The sequence below is a fragment of the Geomonas edaphica genome (genome assembly GCF_004917075.1).
Classification (GTDB): Bacteria; Desulfobacterota; Desulfuromonadia; order Geobacterales; family Geobacteraceae; genus Geomonas; species Geomonas edaphica.
The window spans coordinates 1061934-1083296 of record NZ_SSYB01000001.1 but is presented as its reverse complement, the minus strand read 5'-3'; the positions used below and the strand labels follow the sequence as shown (position 1 = coordinate 1083296).

Below are 21363 nucleotides of genomic sequence, written 5' to 3'. Positions count from 1 at the left end.
CCTTCTCGGGTTTTCAAAGCCGGATGAGCATCTGGCTTAACTTAAATATACCCCTTGCGAAGGAACCAAGCTCCGATTTTGTGAAGCTCTCGAAGATGAACTCGTTGTCGACCGGTTGCGCCGGATCGACCACGCGGGCGATTGGCTCCAGCGCTTCTGGAAGCTCGCTGTTTTCAAAGGTGGGATCGGGCTGGTAACGGCACAGCCTAGCTTCGTCGTCGTCGGCAAGGGATTCGAGATGTGCGGTCAGGTGTTCCATTTCCTCGAATTTTCTCTCCTTACCACAGCCGAAGAGGCCGGCATGCTCGGCCAGCAGCGAGGAGCGCAGGGTGCGGATGGCGTGGGTCAGCTCTTCATCGCATGGCGCGGTTGAGGCCTCCCATGCGACGTTCAACTCGGTATCGAGCCCCATGCTGCGATTGGTGGCATTAGCAGACCCGATGGTGAGGAAGCGGTCGTCGATCAGGAGGAGCTTGCTGTGGATGAAGGTCATCTGCCTGACGTCGTGGTCCGCCTGGGCGGAAGAGTAGACGCTCAGCATGTGGCCGGTCTTCTCCGCCACCCGCTGCAGCGACCGGATCATGCGTATCTGAGGAAGGCCAAGGAAGAGCTCCTCGGTGAGCGGGAGCCGGTCCGGGAGCATTAGGATGATCTGCAGGCGTGGGCGCTCCGGCATGCTCATGCGTGCGACTAGCGACCAGAAGATAGCCTGCGAACTAAAATACTGGTTTTCCAGGTAGATGAGGCTTTGTGCCGACATGATGGCGTCTACGAAGAGACGGCGGATCTCCTGGATCTCCGGGGGCGTGGTGGGCGGGGTGGGGGCCACCGTCCTGCTTATGGCCACCTTCGTCGTCGGCATCTTGAAGGCCCCGGACGGGACGGTCGGGACGAGGGTTCCGGCCTCGGGCAGTTTCAGCTCACCGGCCCCGGAGTCGCGCCAGCGCTGCCGGAACAGGGCGAGGAGCACCTGCACCACCGGTCCGGTGTGGTAGGTCTGGATGTCGTGGTATGAACCGTACCGGTGGCCGTCGACGTCGATGCGCTCCGGGTTTTCCTTCATGTGGTAGCGGTCGTCCCAGCGCGAGGAACAGATGTCCATGCCACCCAGGTAGGCGAGGGCCCCGTCGGCGATGACGAACTTCTGGTGGTGTGTCGCCCCTGGCGCATGGCTGCTGTCGAAGCGGAAGTGAATTCTCTTGTTGGAGGTCCAGTTGAAGATGATGCCCTGGAACCATTCACGCTCGAGCGAGAAGATGGCACTGAAGTCCCAAGCGAGGATGTAGACCTGCAGATCGGGATTTCGTTCGCACAGCCGATCGAGAAAGCGCAGGAACCTGCCTCCCCCGAGCGCGTCCTGTTCATCCGTCCCGCGCAGCAGGCGCACTTCCGAGTCGAACTGCCACCCCGCCATGAGCAGATAGCTCCGGGCGGCCAGGGCCGTATGGTAGAAGGCGCGGTAATAGTCCTCGGCGTCGACCAGGACGCCTGTCTCGTCCGCGTCGTAGATACCCATGCAGTTCAGGCCCGGCTTCAAAATGTTCATGGCAGCTCCAGTGTGACCACGAGCGGCAGATGGTCCGAGGCGACCCTACTGAGAGGGGTCTTTGGAACGGAGACGTTGCGTACCTTCAAGTCACGGGAGACGAACATGTGGTCGATGCGCATGAAGGGGAGTTGGGAAGGCCAGGTTCCTCTGGGAAAGCGCCCTTTCACCCCGCGTTGGACGTCGTGCATGTGTTGGGTCAACAGGCGATAGACGTGGGAGCCGGCCATGGCGTTGAAATCGCCGCAGAGGATGGCTGGGTGACGGCACTCGGGGTGGGCGAGCCATTCGTGGCCGGTGATGCTGCGGGCCTGCCGGACGCGTTCGCCCCGGTTCAGCCCGAAATGGGTGGCCAGGACCTGCACGATGTGGCCGCGCAACTCTATTTGGGCCCATATCGCGCCGCGGCGTTCGAAGGAGGGGTGCAGCGGGTCGGTGGGGACGGGGGCCGCCTTGATCAGTTGGACGCTGCCACGGCTGAGTATGGCGTTGCCGTAGCCACCTTCCTGCAGGTGGATCGAGGAGTGGAAGTGAAAGGACATCTCCAGCGTCATGGCGATGAGGTGGGCCTGGTCGATCATCTGGGTGCGCTGCAGCCCTGCGTCGAGCTCCTGCAGGGCGACGATGTCCGCATTGCACTGGTCGATCACCTCGGCGATGCGCAGTGGCGACAGCTTTCCGTCGGTACCGATGCAACTATGGACGTTGTAGGTCATTACCGAGATCGTTTTCGACATGGGGGCTCCTGGCTGGGTTCTGTGACCCCATGGTTAAAAACTTTTAAAGGCTACCCGGCGGGCAGGGGGATGTCAATTTTGGCGGGGATGCTAACTGTCCGACTGGTCCGACGAAGCACTGGCTGCTGGTGGCTGGCTGGCTGGGGCTGGGGCTGGGGCTGGGGCTGGGGCTGGGGCTGGGGCTGGGGCTGGGGCTGGGGCTGGGGCTGGGGCTGGGGCTGGGGCTGGGGCTGGGGCTGGGGCTGGGGCTGGGGGCGCCCGACAGGGCGCCCCATTGCTTTGTTTAGCGTGCTTGCAGAAACTCGATCAGTAGCCTTACGCCTACCCCGGTCGCTCCCTTGGGGGCGTAGGGGCGGGGCTTGTCGTTCCAGGCGGTGCCGGCTATGTCCAGATGGGCCCAGCGGGTCTCCCCGACGAACTGCTTCAGGAACCACCCCGCTGTGATGCTACCGCCGTCCCGGCTCCCGGCGTTCTTCAGGTCGGCGATGTCGCTCTTCATGACTTCGCCATACTCCTCCCAAAGGGGAAGCGGCCATACCCTTTCTCCGCTTTCCTCGCCGGCACGCCTGAGGGAGTCGATGAGGCGCTGGTCGTTACCCATGAGCCCGCTCGCCTCGTGTCCCAAGGCGACCACGCAGGCGCCGGTGAGAGTGGCGAGATCCACCATGGCGGCAGGCTTGAACTGCTGGGCGAAGTGGAGCGCGTCGCAAAGGATCAGGCGTCCCTCTGCGTCGGTGTTGGTGATTTCGATGGTGGTCCCGGAGAGGGAGGTGAGGACGTCGCCCGGTTTGAAGGCGTTGCCGTCGGGCATGTTCTCGGCGGTCGGGATGATACCGACTAGGTTCACTGGGAGCCTGAGTCGCGCGGCCGCCTCCATGGTCCCGAGGACCGCGGCGCTGCCTGCCATGTCGGTCTTCATCGCCTCCATCCCGGCGCCGGGCTTTATGGAAATCCCGCCGGAGTCGAAGGTGATCCCTTTGCCGACCAGCACCGTGGGACGCCCCTTGCCGCCATGGTATTGCAGCACGATAAGTCGCGGCGCGATCGCCGCCCCCTTGCCGACCCCGATGAGTGCGTTCATCCCCATCTGCTCCAGCTCGTCCAGCTCGTAGATCCTGCACTCGAGCCCGTTTCGGTCGGCCAACTCCCGGGCGGTATCGGCAAGATAGACGGGGGTCACAACGTTCCCCGGGTGGGAAACGAGGTCCCGCGCGAGCGCCACCGCCTCGCAAAGGATCTCGGCACGGCCGGCTGCCTGCCGCTGCTCATCCAACTCGGCTTCCGACGCCACCAGCACGGTCGCCGTGTCGAAACTGAAGCGCTGCTCTTTCTCCTTGGTCTTATAGAGATCAAAGCTGTAGCTTCCCAACAGCATGCCGACGGCAACCGCCTCGATGCCGTCTGAAAGCTCCCCGGCACGATGCAGCGTGCTACCGAAAGAGGCGACACGCGCAGTCCGCAGCGCCTGAACCGCGTTCCCCGCGGCCTGGCGCAGGCGTTCCCTGCCAAGCTCCTTCTTCTTGCCCAAACCTACGAGCAAAAGCCGTTCAGCGGGGATCTTGCCCAACGTGTGGATGAGTCGTGCTGTCCCTTTTTTGCCGGAAAACTCGCGGCTCTCCGCAAGGCGCTGGAGCAGCCCCCCGAGCGCGGCATCAAGCTCAAGAAACAACTGGTCCTGCTCGTCCTCGAAACATCCGACGACAAGCGCCGGGGTCTCGTATTGCAACGGGTTAGCGACGGATACCTCAATTCTCATGTGATGACCTCATTTCTTGGAAAGTGGGCGCGATGATTTTAATGGGCACCTCGTGCTGAATTATAGCGTCTGAACTCCCGGCGTACACCAAAAACTTCCGCGACCGCACAAGCCGCCACAGCGACAGACGCCCTTGACTCCACAAGCGGTCCGCACGGCCTTAGTGTGGCCTCCAATCTCATCTCGCCGCGTATTTTCTTTGCAACTTGAGATGAAAAAGGTTAGACTCCGCCAACTTATGTTTAATGCGCATATGTAGAGGTGAATATGACGCGGCAGATGCTTGCCCGTGCGGCTGATCCCGCCCCCGAAACCCTTTACCACCGGTTCCGCATCCCGGTGCACCTGTTGCTGATGATGCTCCTGGGCATCGCCGCCTACAGCAACACCCTGCATTCCCCGTTCGTCCTCGACGACATCCCCTCCATCATCGACAACGAGACCATCCGGGACCTCTCCAGTTTCCTGGGAGGCGAGGGGAGGGCATTCAATCCCCGCCGCGTCGTAGGGTACTTCACTTTTGCCCTCAATTACCGGTGGGGGGGGCTTGATCCCTTCGGCTACCACCTCTTCAACATCGCCATCCACGTCCTTAACGCGTGGGTGCTCTACTTCCTGCTGCGGGTGACCTTGCGGACCCCCTTCTTCGGGGCCAATAAAATGCTCCGGAGCCTGGAACTGCTGCCGCTTTTTGCCGCGCTTCTTTTCGTGGTCCACCCGGTACAGACGCAGGCTGTGACTTACATCGTGCAGCGGCTGGCCTCGCTGGTTACCCTTTTCTACCTGCTGACCCTGTTCTGCTACGCCCGGGGAAGGGTGCTCCTTACGCCGAGCGATGCGGTGGAGGGCGGGCAAAGAAAGCCGCTGGTTCCGTTCATGTACTTTGCGGCGGCGCTTTTGTTTGCACTCCTCGCGGCACAGACCAAGGAGGTGGCGGCGACGCTGCCGCTAGCGCTGCTTCTCTACGACTTCTGTTTCTTCAAGCCGAGCCGGAAACGTAACCTCCTTCTTGTCTCCGGGGCGGCGTTTTTCGTCATCGCCGCGGCTGTCGTCGTAGCGAACGCCGGAAAACCTCTCGGTGAGCTCCTCTCGGACGTGAATGAGCTCAGCCGCGAGACGGTCAACATCTCGCGCGGCGAATACCTGATCACCCAGTTCAGCGTAATCGCGACCTATCTGAGTCTGCTGGTGCTGCCGGTCAACCAGAACCTCGATTACGACTACCCGGTGTACCACTCACTGTTTGCGCCACAGGTGTTCCTCTCATTCCTACTGTTGCTCGGGCTCTTCGCGGTCGCCATGGTGCAACTGCGCTCCTCCTCCGTTTCCGGCTTCGGAAAAGGAGATAAGTTGGACGAAGACCGGCAGGTGAAGGGTGAACTGGGGAGGATGATCGCCTTTGGGATCCTCTGGTTTTTCGTGACCCTCTCCGTCGAATCGAGCGTCATCCCCATCGCGGACGTCATCTTTGAGCACCGCGTCTACCTTCCCTCAGCGGGCGCCTTCACCGCCCTGGTCGCCGCCATCCTGCTCGCATGCCGCAACCTCCCGACGCGCGCCGTCTATGGGGGAGCGGCGCTCCTGGTAGGTGTATTTGCCGTAGTTACCTGGCAGCGAAACACGGTGTGGGAGAGCCAGCTCAGTCTGTGGGGGGACGTGATCGCCAAGTCGCCTGAGAAGTCCAGGGCGAACAACCACTACGGCGTCGCCCTCTCCAAGGAGGGGCGTGTTCCAGAGGCGATGGAGTACCTCAAAAAGGCGCTGCAGATAAACCCGCGCAACCCGGTTGCGCTTTACAACCTGGGGAGGCTTCTCGACGAGACCGGGAACATCGACGCCGCGGTCAGCTGCTACGAGGCGGCCGTTGCCCTGCAGCCCGATCTCGACGCCGCCTACAACAACCTCGCCGTTGATTGCATGCTGAAGGGAGACGACAGGCGCGCCATCGATTATTACCAGGTCGTGCTGAAACGGAAGCCGAACTTTGCCGAAGCGCGCAACAACCTGGGCTTTGCGCTGCTTAGAAACGGGAAGGCGGACGAGGCGGTGGCCGAGTTCAAGACGGCCATCTCGGTTCACCCCGGTTACGCGAAGGCGTACAGCAACCTGGGCGAGGCGTACCTGGCAAAGGGAGAGCTGGATGCGGCGATTGCGCAGTTCCAGGAAGCGGTGCGGCTGAAACCTGAGGACGCCGTGGCGCAGGAAAACCTCGCACGGGCGTTGCAGAAAAAAGGGGGAGCGCGCTAGGAGAGGGGGGCGTTCCCGTACCCCCTCCCCGGTATCGCGCTACTTGCAGGGGTGCAGCATCTCGGCGAGCTCGAAGGCGAGCTCGACGCTTTGTTCCGCGTTCAGGCGCGGGTCGCAGTTGGTCTGGTAGTTCTGGTGCAGGTGCTTGTCGAGGAGCTGCCGGCTGCCGCCGGTACACTCGGTGACGTGGTCGCCGGTGAGCTCCAGGTGCACGCCCCCAGCCACGGTCCCTTCGGACTTGTGGATCTCCCAGAAGGTCTTGATCTCCCGGATAATGTCCTCGAACTTCCTCGACTTCTGCCCGAACTCGTTCTGGTAGGTGTTGCCGTGCATCGGGTCGCAGCTCCAGACCACCTTGTACCCCTCGCGCTGCATCTCGCGCAAAAGCTTCGGGAGGTAGCCGGAAACCTTGTCCGCCCCGAAACGGGTGATCAGGGTGAGGCGCCCCGCCTCGTTCTCCGGGTTCAGCCGTTCCACGATTGCCTTGATGTTGTCGATGTCGTAGTTCGGGCCGATCTTCATGCCGAGCGGGTTTTTCACGCCGCGCAGGAACTCGACGTGCGCCCCTTCTAGCTGCCGGGTGCGGTCGCCGATCCAGAGCATGTGACCGCTGCAGTCGTACCAGCCGCCGGTGGTGGAATCCATGCGGGTGAGCGCCTCCTCGTAATCGAGCAGGAGCGCCTCGTGCGAGGTGTACAGGGTGACCTGGTTCAACTGCGGGGTGTGCTGCGGGTCGAGGCCGATCGCGGTCATGAAGTTGATGGTCTTCCAGATCTGGCGCACCAGGTCCTCGTACTTCTGCCCGGCGGGAAGGGCGTCGAGCGAGGCGCGGTGCCACGCCTGCACACGGTCCAGGGCGGCGTAGCCACCAAGGGTGAAGGAGCGGACCAGGTTGAGGGTCGCCGCGGCGCGGTAGTAGCCTTCCAGCATGCGGCGCGGGTCGGGGGTCCTCGCCTCCAGCGTCGCGTCAGGGAGGTTCACCATGTCCCCGCGGTAGCTTGGGAGTTCCACACCGTTCACGAGCTCCGTGTCGGAAGAACGGGGCTTTGCGTACTGTCCCGCCATCCTCCCTATCTTGAGGACGCGCTTCTCCCCCGCGTAGGCGACGACGACCGCCATCTGCAGGATGACCTTCAGAAGCTCTCTTATGTCCGGCCCGGTGCAACGCGAGAAGTCTTCGGCGCAGTCTCCGCACTGCAGCACGAACGCCTTCCCCTCGACCGCTTCGGCGAGCCCCGCCCGGAGGGTCTGGCACTCCCCGGCGAAAACCAGCGGCGGGAGCTGGGACAGCGTCTTCAGCGTGTCGTCCAGCGCCGCTTCTCCCGGCCATACCGGCTGCTGTTTGGCGGGAAAGGAACGCCAGCTCGACTTGGACCATTTGTTGATCGTCATGGTGGAAACCTCGCTAAAGCTGTGGGAAGTGGTTGGTCGGCGCGGTTATACGTACCGGCAGAGGGCAATGGTAGCAGGATTGAAGCGATTGAAAAACAAAAAAGTTAATAAAATCAAGTAAAGCCAGCTTAAACACTCTTCCAAAGCTGCGTCTTCATGATATGATGCTCGACCATGCCCAATGAACCTGACATGCATAAGGTGCCCGAAACAGCGCCTGTAACGGATACGGACCGTCCTGACGCCCCGGTCGACGACGCCGCGGCGACTGCCGGCGGGGTGGAGGAGACCGGCCTCCCGCTGCGGCGCCCGGAGCCCGCGCCGCGTCGTGCGCTTTTCGCGCAGCTTGGCCGCGACCTCCTGGACGGGGTGCGCTGCGTGCTCTTTCTGCGCAGCGAACTGGAGACGCTCAGAGCCCTACCCGGCAACCTCGTCATGCTGGTTTTGGCCGACCTCGCCTTCAACCTGCTGGTCTCCTTCCTGCTGGTTGGGAGAAGCGGCAGCTTCTACGCGAACTCGCTGCCGTACTTCCTCTTTTACCTGCCGCTTTTTCTCTTCTTCGGGGTCGCGGCCCAGCGGCTTCTCGCACCCGGGGCAGGAGTCGTCCCCCTCGCGGCGGCGCTGGTCGCCTTCAGCATCCCGGTTGAGCTCTGCCACGGCGCACTGGAGTGGCTCGCTCAGTGGCGGCGCTTCGAAGTCATCTCTGATTACCTCTCAGCGCCCCATTACTACCGCTTCTTCGGGTGGTGGGTCGCGGCGGCTCTCGTTTTTCTCCTGCGCCTTAAAACGCGCAATTTCTCACGCCGTATCGGCATCGCTTTGCTGTATCTCGCCCTGGTGGCAGCCCCTTTGTGTTTTTTCCAGCGCGGCGACCTTTGGGCGAGCGGCGAGGGTGGGAACGAAAGCGGCGCACTCACCATCGACGACGAGGTGCTGAGTGCGCAGCAAAGGCTTCTGGATGGTGAACTTTCCCGCTTGCGTCCCGGCCGCCCCGGCGTTCCGGACCTTTACTTCGTGGGCTTTGCCGGCGACGCCTCGCAGGACGTTTTCCTGAAGGAGCTGACCGTGGCACGCCAGACCTTCGACGCACGCTTCGGCACGGCCGGGCGCTCGGTGCTCCTGGTGAACAACCCGCAGAGCGCAACCGCGCTTCCCTTCGCCACGGTCGGGAACCTCGAACGCGCCCTCGCGCGGGTGGGCGAGGTGATGAACCGCGACGAGGACGTCCTTTTCCTCTACCTGAGCTCGCACGGCTCGCGGGACCACGAGCTCGCCGTCAGCAACTCCCCCCTTGAGCTGAAGCAGGTCACCCCGGAGCTCCTGAAGCGGCTGCTCGTCAAATCAGGCATCCGTTACAAGGTGGTCGTGGTTTCAGCCTGCTTTTCCGGGGGCTTCGTCGATCCGCTCAAGGACGCTGGGAGCCTCGTCATCACCGCGTCGGACGCGACGCACGAATCGTTTGGCTGCGGCTTCGGGGAGAACTTCACCTGGTTCGGCGAGGCCTTCGTAGGCCAAGCGCTGAAGGAGACCTTCAGCTTCACCAAGGCCTTCGAGAAAAGCAGGGAAACCATCGGGAAGTGGGAAGAGGAGAGGGGGGAGACCCCGTCGAACCCGCAGATATGGATCGGCGACCGGGTCCTGCCGGTTCTGGAGAGGCTTCAAAAGGAACTTGAGCGCGGAGGGAGTGGCTCGAGGTAAGAGGGGCGGCCCCCCCTGCGGTCAGGCCGCGACGGCGGCGCTAGCGCGCGCCGCCGACGGTGATGGCCGGGATGAGCAGGGTGGGCTGCGCGTCGGCGACCGGGACCCCCTGGCCGTCCTTGCCGCAGGTGCCGATGCCGAAACCGAGGTCGTTGCCCACCATGCCGATCTGGCCTAGGACCTCCGGGCCGTTACCCGCCAGCGTCGCCCCGCGCACCGGTTCGCCTATCACCCCGTTCTCCACCAGGTACCCTTCCGACACCTCGAAGACGAAGTCGCCGTTCACCGTGTTGACCTGACCGCCCCCCATCCGTTTGACGAAGAGCCCACTGGATACGCTTTTAACGATGTCGGCAGGATGGCTCTTGCCCGGTGCGATGAGGGTGTTGGTCATGCGCACGATGGGACGGCTGCGGTACGACTCGCGCCGCCCGTTGCCGGTGGAGGTGCATCCCTCCTTCATCGCCGAGAGCCGGTCGTAGAGATACCCCTTCAATACCCCGTTTTCCACCAGGACGGTGCGCTGCCCCGGCGTCCCTTCGCCGTCGAAGCCGAAGGTGCCGCGCGCGTAGGGGATGGTGGCGTCGTCGACCACGGTGATGAGCTCGGAGGCGACCTTTTCCCCCACGCGACCGCGGTAGACCGAGGTGCCGGCCTGCACCAAGTCCGCCTCGAGTCCGTGCCCGATCGCCTCGTGCACCATGGTACCGCCCGCCTCGCTGGAAAGGACCACCGGCAGCCGTCCGGCGGGGGACTTGCGCGCGCCGAGCATCATCACGCTGCGTCCTGCCGCGGTGAGTGCTAGCTCCTCGGGCGAGACGGCGTCGAAGAGCTCGAAGCCGCGGGTCCCGCCAACCGGCTCGTACCCGGTCTGGGTCTCTTTCCCGTCCCGGGCCACCACCTGCACCATGAAGACGGAGGCGCAGGCGTCGTCCTCGTGGAACTCACCGAGGGAGTTCACCGACTGGGTCTTCACCCGGGAATCGCGGTACACCGCCAGCACCTGGCGCACGCGCGCATCGAAGCCGCGCGCGGCGGCGTCGGCCCGGTTCACCAGTTCGACCTTGCGCGCGAGCTCCACCTGGACCGGCGGGAGCGAAACGGCCTGTCCCGGCGCGCGGCGCGGCGCGCAGAGGTTGAAATCAGGGGCGGGGAGCCCGGAACGGACGCCATGGCTCACCGTCTCCGCCAGTTGCAAAAGCGAGCGGTAGTCGAGCTGGTTCGTGTAGGCGTAGGCGGTGGAGAAGCCGGAGATGACCCTGATGCCGACGCCGCGGTCAGCAGCCGCCAGCACGCGCTCCACCTTGCCGTCCTCGCAGGCTATATTCGTGTAGACGCCGTCCTCGTAGTAGATGTCGGCAAACTCACCACCGGCGGCGAGGGCGCGTTTCAGAAGCGCCGCGCAGTCTATCCCTTCGAGCATGGCTCCCCCTCCTCGGTCACCTCGGTCACCGTGATCTCCCCGGCCAAGGCCCGCATCATCTCGTCCACCGTTTCGGCGAAACATACCGGGTAGTTAACCCGGACGATGCCGCGCTTGCCGTCGACGGTGCTCATTGTAGTGAGCCCCTCGTGCGCCTCAAGGATGTACTTCATGTAGACGATGTCGCGGTTGGCCAACTGGTAGTAACGGCTTGCGGTTTCCATCTTTTCCCCCCTCGGACGCCTTCGCGTCCGGCCTTCGTTCATACCATCCGGACGCACAAAAGACAATTTTTCTTTCCCCGGTTGCCTCACGCCGATCCTCTGTTATTTTTTCATGGTTATGAAATTAATTGAAATTAATAAATATCGCAACGTGCGTAACCCTTTGATACGACTGCTATCGTGGCTGCGTTACGTTCCCGTTATTCTGCTCTTCATGGGAAACGCGGCCTTCGCGGCGTACCAGCCCGACCTCATGGTCCGGCTTGCCGGCGAGTCCGATGCGTCGTACCTGGGGGGAGGCATCTACGAGGGGAGTGCGACCCTGCAGTCGCGGTCGCAGGCCGCCTACTCGGGAATCCCGGCGCGTTTTGCCGTGCTGCTTGTGAACGCGGGAGACCAGCCGGACCGCTTCCTCGTCACCGGGCCCGGCAGCGGCAGTGCCTTTACGGTCAGCTACACCGATCCCGGTGGTGTGGACCGCGCCGCCGCCATCTCGGGCGCGGGCTACCTCACCCCGGAGCTCCCTCCCGGAGGTTCGACCCTGCTCATGGTCCAGGTGGCCCCCGTTCTCTTCACCCTGGGTGCCAGTTACCGCGTCCCCCTCACCGCGGTCTCCACGCGCGACGCGCTCGCCGTGGACCAAGTGAAGACCGAGACCGTCGCCTGCGGACAGACCGCCGCGGTTACCGTTTCCGCCCCCCCGGACGGCGTGGGCGCTCCCGGCACCGTGGTGAACTACCCGTACACCGTCACCAACGTCGGCAACACGGCGAACAGCTTCGTCCTTGGCGTGAGCGGCGGCAGCGGGTGGAAAGGAGAGCTCTTCGCCGACGACGGGGCTGGCGGTGGTATCGCCGGGGACGGTGTGCGCCAGCCCGGTGAAACGCGCAGTTGTGCGACTACCGGGACACTCGCACCCGGTGCGTCCTTCCGTTTCTTCCTGGTGGTCACCGTCCCGGAAACCAGCAGCGACGGGGCGCGCTGCGACCATCTCCTTGCCGCAACCGGTGAGGGGGCAAGCGGCAGCGATCAGGTGGGGACCAGGGCGGCCGCCCCGGTAGTAGGGCTTGCCGAAGCGGTGCGCAACCTCACCAGAGGGGGCGTCTTCGAGGCGAGCGCTGAAGCGATTCCCGGCGACGAGATCCAGTACCGGATGGGGATCACCAATAGCGGCTCCGCGCCTGCTACGAAAGTGAACCTGGAAAGCCCGATCCCGGCGGGGCTTTCCGTCGCTGCCGACACCCTCTTCGTCTCGTTTGCACCTGCCGGGGAGGGGCCATCTTGCACCGCCGCCGAATGCGGCGTCGCCAGCATCCAGGAAGGGAGCATCATGGCCCTCATCGGCCAGGGTGCGGGGGATAAGGCAGGAGGAAGCATCGCCCCCGGCAGGACGGTGTACATATTCTTCAAGGCGCAGGTGCAATAGATAAATTAAATAATGCATTGATCGGGGATACCGATGAAGATCCCGGCGTGGCGGTACATTGGAGGGGGGACAATCCGGGCGTGCCTTGCGGTCTTGGCGCTTCTGCTCGCCATGCCTTGCGTCTCTCTCGCGCTGACCCCGTCCGGCACGGTGATCACCCACGATTTCGGCGCCCGTTATGCGGCTCCGGTCTCCCGCCAGGCGCGTTCCAACCAGACCGTGATCACGGTGAAGGATCTGGCCGCCCCGGACCTGGTCCCCCCCCGAAACGCCACCACCCCGGCGGGCGTTCCCGTCGATTTCGCGCACACCCTCACCAACAAGGGGAATTTCTCCGACAGTTTCCAGTTGAAAGCGACCCTCCAGGGGAGCTGGGGGGAGACGGTTTCCCTCCCCAAGCTGCGCTTCTACCTCCCCGACGGGGTGACCCCCGTTCCCACCAACGCCGAGGGCGTCCAGGTGCTCGGCCCGGTTCCAGCAGGCGGCTCGGTGGAACTGCTGCTCAGGGTTACGCCCCCTGCCGGGAGCGAAGGGAAGGTCGCCGCCATACTGGTCACCGCATCCTCGGTCGCGACTCCCGCACGCTCGAGCAGTACGAACGACCAGGTGCAGGTCCCCTTTCCGGGAGGGCTGTCCTTCCTGAAGTCGGTGACCCCTGCGGGCGCCGTCCTTCCCGGGACACTTCTTTCCTACCGGATCACGCTTGCCAACGCGGGCTCCGCACCTGTGTCCGGGGTGCGCGTCATCGACCCGCTCGATCCGCTGCTCGAGTACCAGGAGGGGAGCGCCCTCTTTCCCGCCGGCCTTTCCGGGACGGTTCGCTACGACGCCGCCAGCCGCTCGCTCATCTACGACATACCCGAGCTTCCCGCCGGTTTCAGCGGAGCGCTCGCCTTTGACGCCGTGGTGCGTTCGGACGCCCAGGGAAACGCCACCATCGTCAACACGGCCGGTGTCACCAGCAGCATAAACCCCACGCCGACCCTCACCAACAGCACCTTCAACACGGTGCTCGCGCGCGCCCTGCTGGTCGCGAAAAAGGCCGGGAGCAGCGTAGCCGAGGCGGGAGACATCGTTGCCTACGCGGTGCGGGTGGAAAACGTAGGCGCGGCCGCGCTGGAGCACGTGACGGTTAGCGACCGGATCCCCAAGGGGTTCCGTTACCTGAAGGGCTCGAGCCATGTCGATGGCTTCTCCGTCGCAGATCCGGTAGGTGCCTCGCAGCAGCTCACCTGGGATATCGGGGCGCTCGCCCCGGGAGCCGGGAAGACCCTGAACTATAGGCTCGTGCTCTCCGCCGAGGTGCTGGTGGGGACGAGCGTTAACTGGGCGCGCGCCTCCGGCGTGACCGCCGCCGGGAGCAGCAGCGTCTCACCCCCGGCGAGCGCCGCCGTGAAGGTGCGTCCGTCCATCCTCGGGGACAAGGCGGTGATTCTGGGAAGGATCTTCAGGGACCACAACGGCAACGGCGTCCCCGATCCCGGCGAGCCGGGAGAGCCCCGGGTGCGCATCTACCTGGAGGACGGCTCGTACGTCTGGAGCGACGCCGAAGGTAACTACAGTTTCACCGGCGTATCTGCGGGCGATCACGTGCTGAAGATCGACCGGAGCACCCTTGGGGCTGGGCTCAAGTCGGTGCCTTACAACACCGCCTTTGCCGGGGTGGGGTGGAGCCAGTTCGTGACGGTCCCCTTCGGCGGTCCGGCGCGGGGTGATTTTGCGCTGGTGCCGACCGGCACTGCCGGAGCTGCCGGAGCTGCCGGAGCCGGGGCTGCCGGAGCTGCCGGAGCCGGGGCTGCCGGAACTGGGGCCGGTGCAGCTCAGGCGGCCCGTCCGACTGGTCCGACTGGTCCGACTGGTCCGACCATGGCCGCCCCAAACCCGGCTAACACCCCGGCTAACACCCCGGCTAACACCCCGGCTAACACCCCGGCTCCCCCCCTGGCCGCCAACGAACGGCGCGACTGGATCCTCGTCGGCCTCGGGACCGCGACCGTCGGTGCCAAGGCGAGCAGCGGCAACCAGGCAAACATCAGCAAGGACGATCGCTTCGACGCGGGGCTCTTTCACGAGGAGCGCCTCGCCTTCTTCACCCGCGGCAAACTCCTCGACAAATACCTCTTCACCGCCGCCTACGACTCGCACAAGGAGCGGCGCGACGGCGTCTTCCAGAGCATCGACCCGGAGAAGTACTACCCGGTCTACGGCGACGCCACCGACATCGGCTACGACGCGCAGTCGCGCGGCAAGCTATACCTGAAACTCGAGTCGGGACGCTCCTACATAATGGGCGGGGACTACCGCACCGACCTCTCGGAAAACGAGTTCTCCCGCTATGACCGCGCCCTGAACGGCGCGAAGTTCGAGGTTAACCGCAATCACCTCACCGTGAAGGGGTTCGAAAGCCGTACCGAGGAGGCCATCATCCGCGATGACATCCCCGGTAACGGCACCTCCGGCCATTACCTCCTCTCCAAAAGGCCGGTCTTTGAAAACAGCGAGCGGGTGCGCATCGAGGTTCGCGACCGCTACCACTCCGAACGTGTCATCTCCATCACCGAGAAGCTCCGCTACGCCGACTACTCCATCGACTACCTGGCTGGCACCATCCTCTTCAAGGAGCCGGTCCCCTCGCTGGACCAGAACCTTAACCAGGTCTCCATCGTGGTCACCTACCAGGCCTCCGGGGGAGGCGAGAAGCACTACGTCTACGGCGGCCGTGCCCTTCTTGATTCGGGGAATGGCTCCTACCTGGGTGGCACCGCGGTAGTCGAGGAACACGCCCTGAAGGACACCACCCTCTTCGGCCTCGACGCGGGGTGGCGCCTGGGGGAGTGGCTTTCCCTGAAAGGGGAAGGGGCGGTGAGCGAGAGCCTCGAGAAGGGAAGGGGAAGCGCCTGGAAGGCTGACCTCACCCTGCGCCCCGTCGAGCCGCTTGTGCTTGCCCTTTATTACCGAAAGGTTGAAGCCGATTTCTTCAACCCCTTCATGAGCGGTAACGAGACCGGGACCGAGAAGTTCGGCGGCCGCCTGGACTACCGCGCCGCACGCAACACGCGCCTTTACGCGGAGAGCTTCGTGCAGCGCGATGAGTTGCGCGACCGCAAGCTCTTCGGCAACGTGATCGGCGCCTCACGCAGGTTCTCCCTCCTGGACGCGGACGCGGGGGTGAAAATCATCCGCGAGGATATCGACGGCAAGGAAGGCTCCTCCGACCTCGTCTGGGCCGGGATCAAGGCCCCCCTGAGCCCGAAGCTCGATGCGACGCTCAGGCGCGAACAGCTCCTCTCCTCCTCGAGCATCGCCGAGTACCAGACGAAGACCTTCCTGAAACTCGACTACCGGCTGAACGAACGGACCCGCGCCTTTTTGACCGAGGAGTACCAGGAGGGCTCCCCCCTGGTGCGCAACGCCACCGTCTTCGGGCTCGACAGCACGCTCAACGATCGGATGCGCCTCACCACCGGCTACCGCCTCTCCAGCGGGGTCGCCGGGAGCACCGAGCAGGAAAACGTCGACCTGCACACAAAACTCATGGAGAAGGAAGGCTTCAGCCTCGACTCGCGCACCGGCTACCAGGTCGAGAACTCCCTCTCCGGGGAGCGCGGCCAGGCGATCCTCGGCCTGAACAGCCGCTACCGCCTGGCGCAGGGGCTCTTCGTCAACTCCACCTTCGAAAGGGTGCAGACGGTGCAGGGGAACAACGGCACCCGTACCGCCTTCACCATGGCGGGCGAATACCTGCGCGCAAAGGATGTGAAGCTGACCGGCCGCTACGAGATCCGGACCGGCCCCGAGGAGACTGCTTCCCTTTACGGCGCCTATGCCGCCTTCAAGGTGAGCCCCGCGCTCACCCTGGTCGGCAAGGCCTCCCTCTGGGACCGCGACGCCGACACGGGGAACGACCTCGTCGTCGACAGCTATATAGGTGGCGCCTTCCGCCCCCCCGGCGGCAATCCGTGGCAGCTCCTCACCCTCCTGCGTTACAAGGTCGAGAAACGCGGCACCCTGAGCGGCGCCCCGGACAACCGCAGCCTCATCCTCTCCGCCGAGCCCACCTATCGCCTGGTGAGCCGGTGGACCGCCCAGGGGAAATACGCCGGGAAACTGAACTGGTCCGAGGGGACCGGAGGGCGGCTCGGCACCTACACAGACCTCATCCTCGCCGGTCTCTCCTACGACCTCGCCGAGCGCTGGGAGCTCTCCGCCTACCTGAAGCTCTTGAACCAGTACGACGCCGGGATGCACTCCCTGGGCGCGGTCGGGAGCGCCGGCTACCGGGTCTACCGTAACGTGGTCCTCTCCGCGGGGTACAACTACGCGCGCCTGGACGACCGCGACCTGACCGGCGAGAGCTACCAGGGGCAGGGCCCCTTCGTCGGGATCAAGGTGAAGTTCGACGAGGATATGTTCGAGAGCGCCGAGGCCCGCGTTACGCCGCTTCCGCCCCCGCCCCCGGCACCCGAACCGGTCGCGTTGCAACCGGTGCCGGTGCCCGAGCCGAAAATCATCCCCGCCATGCTGGTCACCCTGGAGCGGATCGACGAGCCTCTTGCCGTTTCCGGGAGCGCGGAACTCTTCACCCTGCTCGTGAACGGCTCGCCGGCGCGCCTTCCCTCCACCGCGGTCACTCTGACCCGCGAGCGCCTCGCCTCGCTGGAACTAAAAGGTGGCAAGTTCGCCGTGCCGCTCGGGCTGCTGATGACCGTGGAAGCGGCGGATGAGGTCGCCTCGTGGCACCTCGTCATGATGAACCGGGAAGGGGAGGTGCTGCGCGCCTTCACCGGGGTCGGCGCTCCGCCGCCGCGGGTCGCGTGGGACGGGGAGACCGACCGCAATGAGGTGGTCGAGGGGGAGATCTACCAGGGGCAGCTCCAGGTCACCTACCGGGACGGCTCCGTCTTCAGGACCGGCCGCGAGCTCTTCGGGGTGAACCGCAACGAGGTGGTGCTCCTCACCCTGGCCGGCGGCGCTTTCGTATTCGACAAGTGGGCGCTCACCCCCGAGGCGAAAAGGCTCCTAAGCGGCGCGGCGCGCGTTTTGCGCGAGCGCCCGCGCGAGAAGGTGATCGTCGAGGGACACACCGACGGCATCGGCAGCGTCCCCTATAACGTCGAGCTCTCGCGCAAGCGGTGCGACTCGGCGGCGGATTACCTGGTCCGGGTGGAAGGGATCGACCCGCAGCGGCTTTTAAGGCGCTGGTACGGCAAGTCGCGCCCGGTGGCCGACAACACGACCACCCCCGGCCGCAGGCTTAACCGCCGCGTCGAGCTGAAGGGGGACTTCCGGCAGGTGAAGGAAGTGGCGCCGGACGACCGCTATCGCACCCGCCCCTTCGCGGTGATCAACGGGCGCGACCTCCCCGTGGACGGCTTCGGGCGCTTCGAGACCTCGCTTCCCGGCGCCACCGAGCGGCTGCAGATCGAGATGGGGGACGCACAGGGGCGCTACCTCGCCACCGCGCTGCCGCTTCCGGCTCTCACCCTCGCGCACCCCGCCGGTCCCGTCGTCGTTCCCTTCGGGGGCTCCGCCTCCGGGGTGAGCGTCGGTCCGGACGGCGCGGTCGGGTGCCGCCTTCTGGGTGCCGTCGGCGCAGGTGAACGGCTCGAAGTGGACGGCGCTCAGGTTCCGGTCGATGGCGCGGGCTCCTTCGCCCTCGACCTGCCGGTACGAAGCGGCGATCGCGTCATGGGGGTCGTGCTCAGAAACGGGTCGGGGTGCTCGAAGCTTTTGAACCTGCGCCTGCGCTCCGAGAAGGAGACGCTGCGCGAGGAGGTGAAAAAGTGAGTGCCGGTTCCCCTCTTCGTAAATGGGCGACGCTAGCCGCCGAGACCAGCGCGGCGCTTCTCCTCGTGCTCGCGATCTTCTGGCTTTTCATGCTCCTTCTCTACGCCGTCTTCCCCTCCGGCACCCCCCTGCGCGAGCTCGTGGGAGAGTCGGGCGTTAAACCCGCGTCCCGGCAGGGTGGGGCGAGGAGCGCAGAGGCGGCCCTAACCACCCTGGTGCGGGACGTGCGCTGCCGGCCCGGCGACTCGGTCGCGTGGGGGGACGCGCGGGAAGGGATGCTACTTTTCAACCACGACGCGGTGCAGACCTTCGACCGCTCCGGGGCCACCATCTCCTTCACCCCCGGCGACTACCTCACTTTGGGAAGCAACTCCATGCTCGTCGTCACCCGCCTGAACGAGGGGATGGGCGGCGCCGCGCGGGCCTACCGGGTGCACGTGGAAGGGGAGCTGCAGGGGTGCCTCTCCGCCTCGAAGAAGGTGCGCATGGAGGTGGCTGCCGTGGGGCACCTGGCGCGGGTGGGGCCAGGCTCGTCCCGTTTCCGTTTTACCCCCTTGGGCGATGACGCCACGAGCCTTGTCGTCTACTCGGGACAGCTGAACGTGGAAGGAGAGGACGGCCCGGTGCGTGTTCCAGCGAACTACGGCATTACGCTTCGACGCGGGGTCGCGGCCGGTCCGGCGTTGCCGCTCCCTTCGCCCCCCGCGCTCAAAAACGACCAGCTCATATACCGGTTCCGCATGCTTCCCCCTAGGGTCCGCTTCAACTGGACCGGGGGGAGCGCCCTGTACCACTTCCAGCTCTCCAGGGAGCCCGGCTTCAAGAAGCCGGTCATGGACCTCAAGGTGACCGCACCCGAGGTGACCGCAGGCACCCTGGACGCGGGGAACTACTACTGGAGGGTGAGCCGTATCGAGGAGGGGCGCGAGGGACGTTTCAGCAGGCCCGGGAACTGCCGTCTCCTGCAGGAGACCGAAGCACCGCCGCTTGCCGTCGACTTCCCGCCGCAAAGCGCCACGGTCGGCGCGTTCCGCCTTACCGGAACTTCCCGCCCCGGCTCGCGCGTCTACGTGAACGGCGCGGATGCACGGACAGCCCTGACCGGCGCTTTCAGCCACGAACTCACGCTGAAGGCCGGGGTGAACCTGGTCCGGGTCGAAGCGGTGGATGAGACCGGCAACGCGAGCTACGCCTCTCGGGTCGTGTACGGCAAACAGGCAGGGGAGGAGGTGAAATGAAAACCAGACTGAAGTTCCCGCTCAGGTTCAAGATCCTGCTCTCGCAGCTCCTCGTCGTCTCCGTGGTGCTGAGCCTGATCACCTTTACCATGGCGACCCTGTTCCAAAAGGACAAGACCGCCTACATCCACGACCTCACCTCGACTATGGCGCTGCACAGCGCCGAGGAGGCGGGGACCTTGGTGACCGGATACACCGAGAAGCTGAAGCTCTTCTCGCGCCTCATGGCGGACCGGGAGATGGGGGGGCGCGAACAGGCGCTTAAGGGTCTCTTCGAGGAGTTCGGCGAGTTCGTCATGGTGGCCCGCAGCGCCCCCGACGGCGACGAGGACGTCTACGACCAGGCGGCCCTCGATGCCGTGGGCGTGACCCGGGAGGATTTGCTGCGCGTACTGGCGCCATCTCCCGCCGCCACGGCAAACCGTTCATCAGGGAGCCAGGGGAAAGAGGCTGCCGTTTCCCCCCGCGACTCCGGGGGCGATCCGGTGAGCGGAGGGGAGCCGGTCGTTGAGTTCGCCGCGGTCTCTCGCGCCTTTCCAGCCATGAAGGTGACCATCGCCGAACCTGCGGCAGACGGGGACGAGCCGGTACTCACCTCCGCCGTGATCCGGCTCGACCGGCTGCAGCGCATCGCCACCCGCTCCAGGGTCTTCGATACCTTCGTCGTCGACGCCTCCGGCCGCTTCCTCGCCCACGCGGAGACACGGCGCATCGGGAGCGTTCCTGAAGGGGAGTGGTGGCCCTGGGTGAAAAAGGCGAGCCGCGTCTCCGGGCTCACCCGCGAGTATGGAAGCCGGGGCGCCGCCATCGTGGGAGGTTTCTCCCGCACCATGTCCGGGGGGCTCACCGTGGGGGTGCAGATCAAGAAGAGCGCCGCCTTTCTCACCTCGCGCGCGCTGTTACTGGACCTCCTCGTCCTCTCCCTTGTCCTGCTCGTGGGGGCCGCGGTTTTGAGCCAGTTCTGGTCGCACCATCTCACCCGTCCGATCGAAAAGCTCTCCGAGGCTACGCGCATGGTGGGGCAGGGGCGCTTCGAGGTGGAGGTGCCGGCCTCCTCCGGTGACGAGATCGGCGCGCTCGGCGACTCCTTCAACCGGATGGCGACCGAGCTCAAACAGCGCGAGCAGGCGCTCAAGGAGCTTTATGGGCAGCTCGTGCAGTCGGAGAAGATGGCGGCCTTCGGCGCGCTCGGCGCCGGGATCGCCCACGAGGTGAAAAACCCGCTCGCCGGAATCCTCGGCATCACGCAGCTCTCGCTTCGCGGCGTGGAGAGCGGGCACCCGCTGGAGAAGAACCTGCACATCATCGAGAAGGAGACCAAACGCTGCAAGACCATCATCGAGAACCTACTTAAGTTCGCGCGCCAGGAGCAGGTCGAGTTCTCCGCCGTGGACATCGCCCTCGTATTGAGCGACGCCCTGGCCATCGTGGACCACCAGTTGGGGATCAACAGCGTGAAGGTGGAAAAGGAGGTGGAGGAGGGGCTCCCCCTTTGCCGCGGCAACGCAAACCAGCTGCAGCAGGTGCTTATGAACCTGATGATCAACGCGCAGCAGGCCATGGGGGGGGCGGCCGGCACCGTGCGCCTGAGCGCGAAACGCCTGGACGCGGGCGGGGTAGAAGTCCGGGTGGCCGACGACGGTCCCGGCATACCGCAGCAGATCAGGGAAAAGATCTTCGATCCCTTCTTTACCACGAAGCCCGCCGGGCAGGGGACCGGTCTCGGGCTCTCGGTGAGTTACGGCATCGTGAAGGATCACGGCGGCGATATCCGCCTGGAAAGTGAGGAGGGTGTGGGTACGACCTTCATCATCACCCTTCCCGCCCAAGTACAGGCAGCGTAAAGCCGCCGCCTTTGCGGGAGGTTCTTCAGGAAATTCCTGGGACGC

The 21363-nt window shown here is 64.9% G+C and carries 12 protein-coding genes; 6 read left to right on the top strand and 6 right to left on the bottom strand.

What is annotated here, in order from left to right:
* Positions 1 to 13 precede the first annotated feature (13 nt).
* From E8K79_RS04655 to E8K79_RS04645, 3 genes are all read right to left on the bottom strand, one after another.
* Positions 14 to 1546 (bottom strand): phospholipase D-like domain-containing protein, encoded by a 1533-nt coding sequence (locus tag E8K79_RS04655; protein ID WP_136513683.1) that lies wholly within the window; start codon positions 1544 to 1546, stop codon positions 14 to 16.
* A complete protein-coding gene (locus tag E8K79_RS04650; protein ID WP_136513682.1) occupies positions 1543 to 2283 on the bottom strand; it encodes an endonuclease/exonuclease/phosphatase family protein in 741 nt (246 codons plus the stop codon). The genes E8K79_RS04655 and E8K79_RS04650 overlap by 4 nt, the downstream gene beginning before the upstream one ends.
* 283 nt (positions 2284 to 2566) lie before the next feature.
* Entirely contained in the window at positions 2567 to 4039 is a 1473-nt protein-coding gene (locus E8K79_RS04645) for a leucyl aminopeptidase (RefSeq protein ID WP_136513681.1), read from the bottom strand.
* Positions 4040 to 4306: 267 nt separating this feature from the next.
* Here E8K79_RS04645 and E8K79_RS04640 point away from each other — a divergent pair, with 267 nt between their 5' ends.
* Complete coding sequence (locus E8K79_RS04640; RefSeq protein WP_136513680.1) at positions 4307 to 6286, top strand: tetratricopeptide repeat protein; 1980 nt, start codon at positions 4307 to 4309, stop codon at positions 6284 to 6286.
* 39 nt (positions 6287 to 6325) lie between these two features.
* Here E8K79_RS04640 and E8K79_RS04635 read toward each other — a convergent pair whose 3' ends face one another.
* Positions 6326 to 7678, bottom strand: a complete 1353-nt coding sequence (locus E8K79_RS04635; protein WP_136513679.1) for a class II 3-deoxy-7-phosphoheptulonate synthase — start codon at positions 7676 to 7678, stop codon at positions 6326 to 6328.
* 192 nt (positions 7679 to 7870) lie between these two features.
* On the opposite strand from E8K79_RS04635, the gene E8K79_RS04630 reads away from it, so the two are divergent.
* Positions 7871 to 9376 (top strand): C13 family peptidase, encoded by a 1506-nt coding sequence (locus E8K79_RS04630; RefSeq protein ID WP_198419771.1) that lies wholly within the window; start codon positions 7871 to 7873, stop codon positions 9374 to 9376.
* Between the two features lie 40 nt (positions 9377 to 9416).
* Here the strand turns inward: E8K79_RS04630 and E8K79_RS04625 are convergent, their stop codons facing one another.
* Positions 9417 to 10799, bottom strand: coding sequence for a TldD/PmbA family protein (locus tag E8K79_RS04625; RefSeq protein WP_136513677.1), 1383 nt, complete (start codon positions 10797 to 10799; stop codon positions 9417 to 9419).
* A complete protein-coding gene (locus E8K79_RS04620) occupies positions 10784 to 11023 on the bottom strand; it encodes a DUF4911 domain-containing protein (protein WP_129126343.1) in 240 nt (79 codons plus the stop codon). Before E8K79_RS04620 ends, E8K79_RS04625 begins: the two co-directional genes overlap by 16 nt.
* Positions 11024 to 11186: 163 nt before the next feature.
* On the opposite strand from E8K79_RS04620, the gene E8K79_RS04615 reads away from it, so the two are divergent.
* Genes E8K79_RS04615 through E8K79_RS04600 form a run of 4 tightly spaced genes read left to right on the top strand, consistent with a single transcriptional unit; the run spans position 11187 to position 21318 of the window.
* Positions 11187 to 12449, top strand: a complete 1263-nt coding sequence (locus E8K79_RS04615; RefSeq protein ID WP_246043713.1) for a COG1470 family protein — start codon at positions 11187 to 11189, stop codon at positions 12447 to 12449.
* Between the two features lie 33 nt (positions 12450 to 12482).
* Positions 12483 to 18236 carry an OmpA family protein gene (locus tag E8K79_RS04610; protein WP_198419770.1) on the top strand — a complete coding sequence of 1918 codons (5754 nt, stop codon included), beginning with the start codon at positions 12483 to 12485 and terminating at the stop codon, positions 18234 to 18236.
* Positions 18233 to 19474, top strand: coding sequence for a hypothetical protein (locus tag E8K79_RS04605; protein WP_136513675.1), 1242 nt, complete (start codon positions 18233 to 18235; stop codon positions 19472 to 19474). The genes E8K79_RS04610 and E8K79_RS04605 overlap by 4 nt, the downstream gene beginning before the upstream one ends.
* Complete coding sequence (locus E8K79_RS04600) at positions 19471 to 21318, top strand: sensor histidine kinase (protein ID WP_136513674.1); 1848 nt, start codon at positions 19471 to 19473, stop codon at positions 21316 to 21318. Before E8K79_RS04605 ends, E8K79_RS04600 begins: the two co-directional genes overlap by 4 nt.
* Positions 21319 to 21363: the final 45 nt, after the last annotated feature.

Bases quoted from the DNA above. Each gene is read 5' to 3' on its own strand.
- E8K79_RS04655 (WP_136513683.1), bottom strand. From the start codon at position 1,546: ATGAACATTTTGAAGCCGGGCCTGAACTGCATGGGTATCTACGACGCG.
- E8K79_RS04650 (WP_136513682.1), bottom strand. From the start codon at position 2,283: ATGTCGAAAACGATCTCGGTAATGACCTACAACGTCCATAGTTGCATC.
- E8K79_RS04645 (WP_136513681.1), bottom strand. From the start codon at position 4,039: ATGAGAATTGAGGTATCCGTCGCTAACCCGTTGCAATACGAGACCCCG.
- E8K79_RS04640 (WP_136513680.1), top strand. From the start codon at position 4,307: ATGACGCGGCAGATGCTTGCCCGTGCGGCTGATCCCGCCCCCGAAACC.
- E8K79_RS04635 (WP_136513679.1), bottom strand. From the start codon at position 7,678: ATGACGATCAACAAATGGTCCAAGTCGAGCTGGCGTTCCTTTCCCGCC.
- E8K79_RS04630 (WP_198419771.1), top strand. From the start codon at position 7,871: ATGCATAAGGTGCCCGAAACAGCGCCTGTAACGGATACGGACCGTCCT.
- E8K79_RS04625 (WP_136513677.1), bottom strand. From the start codon at position 10,799: ATGCTCGAAGGGATAGACTGCGCGGCGCTTCTGAAACGCGCCCTCGCC.
- E8K79_RS04620 (WP_129126343.1), bottom strand. From the start codon at position 11,023: ATGGAAACCGCAAGCCGTTACTACCAGTTGGCCAACCGCGACATCGTC.
- E8K79_RS04610 (WP_198419770.1), top strand. From the start codon at position 12,483: ATGAAGATCCCGGCGTGGCGGTACATTGGAGGGGGGACAATCCGGGCG.
- E8K79_RS04600 (WP_136513674.1), top strand. From the start codon at position 19,471: ATGAAAACCAGACTGAAGTTCCCGCTCAGGTTCAAGATCCTGCTCTCG.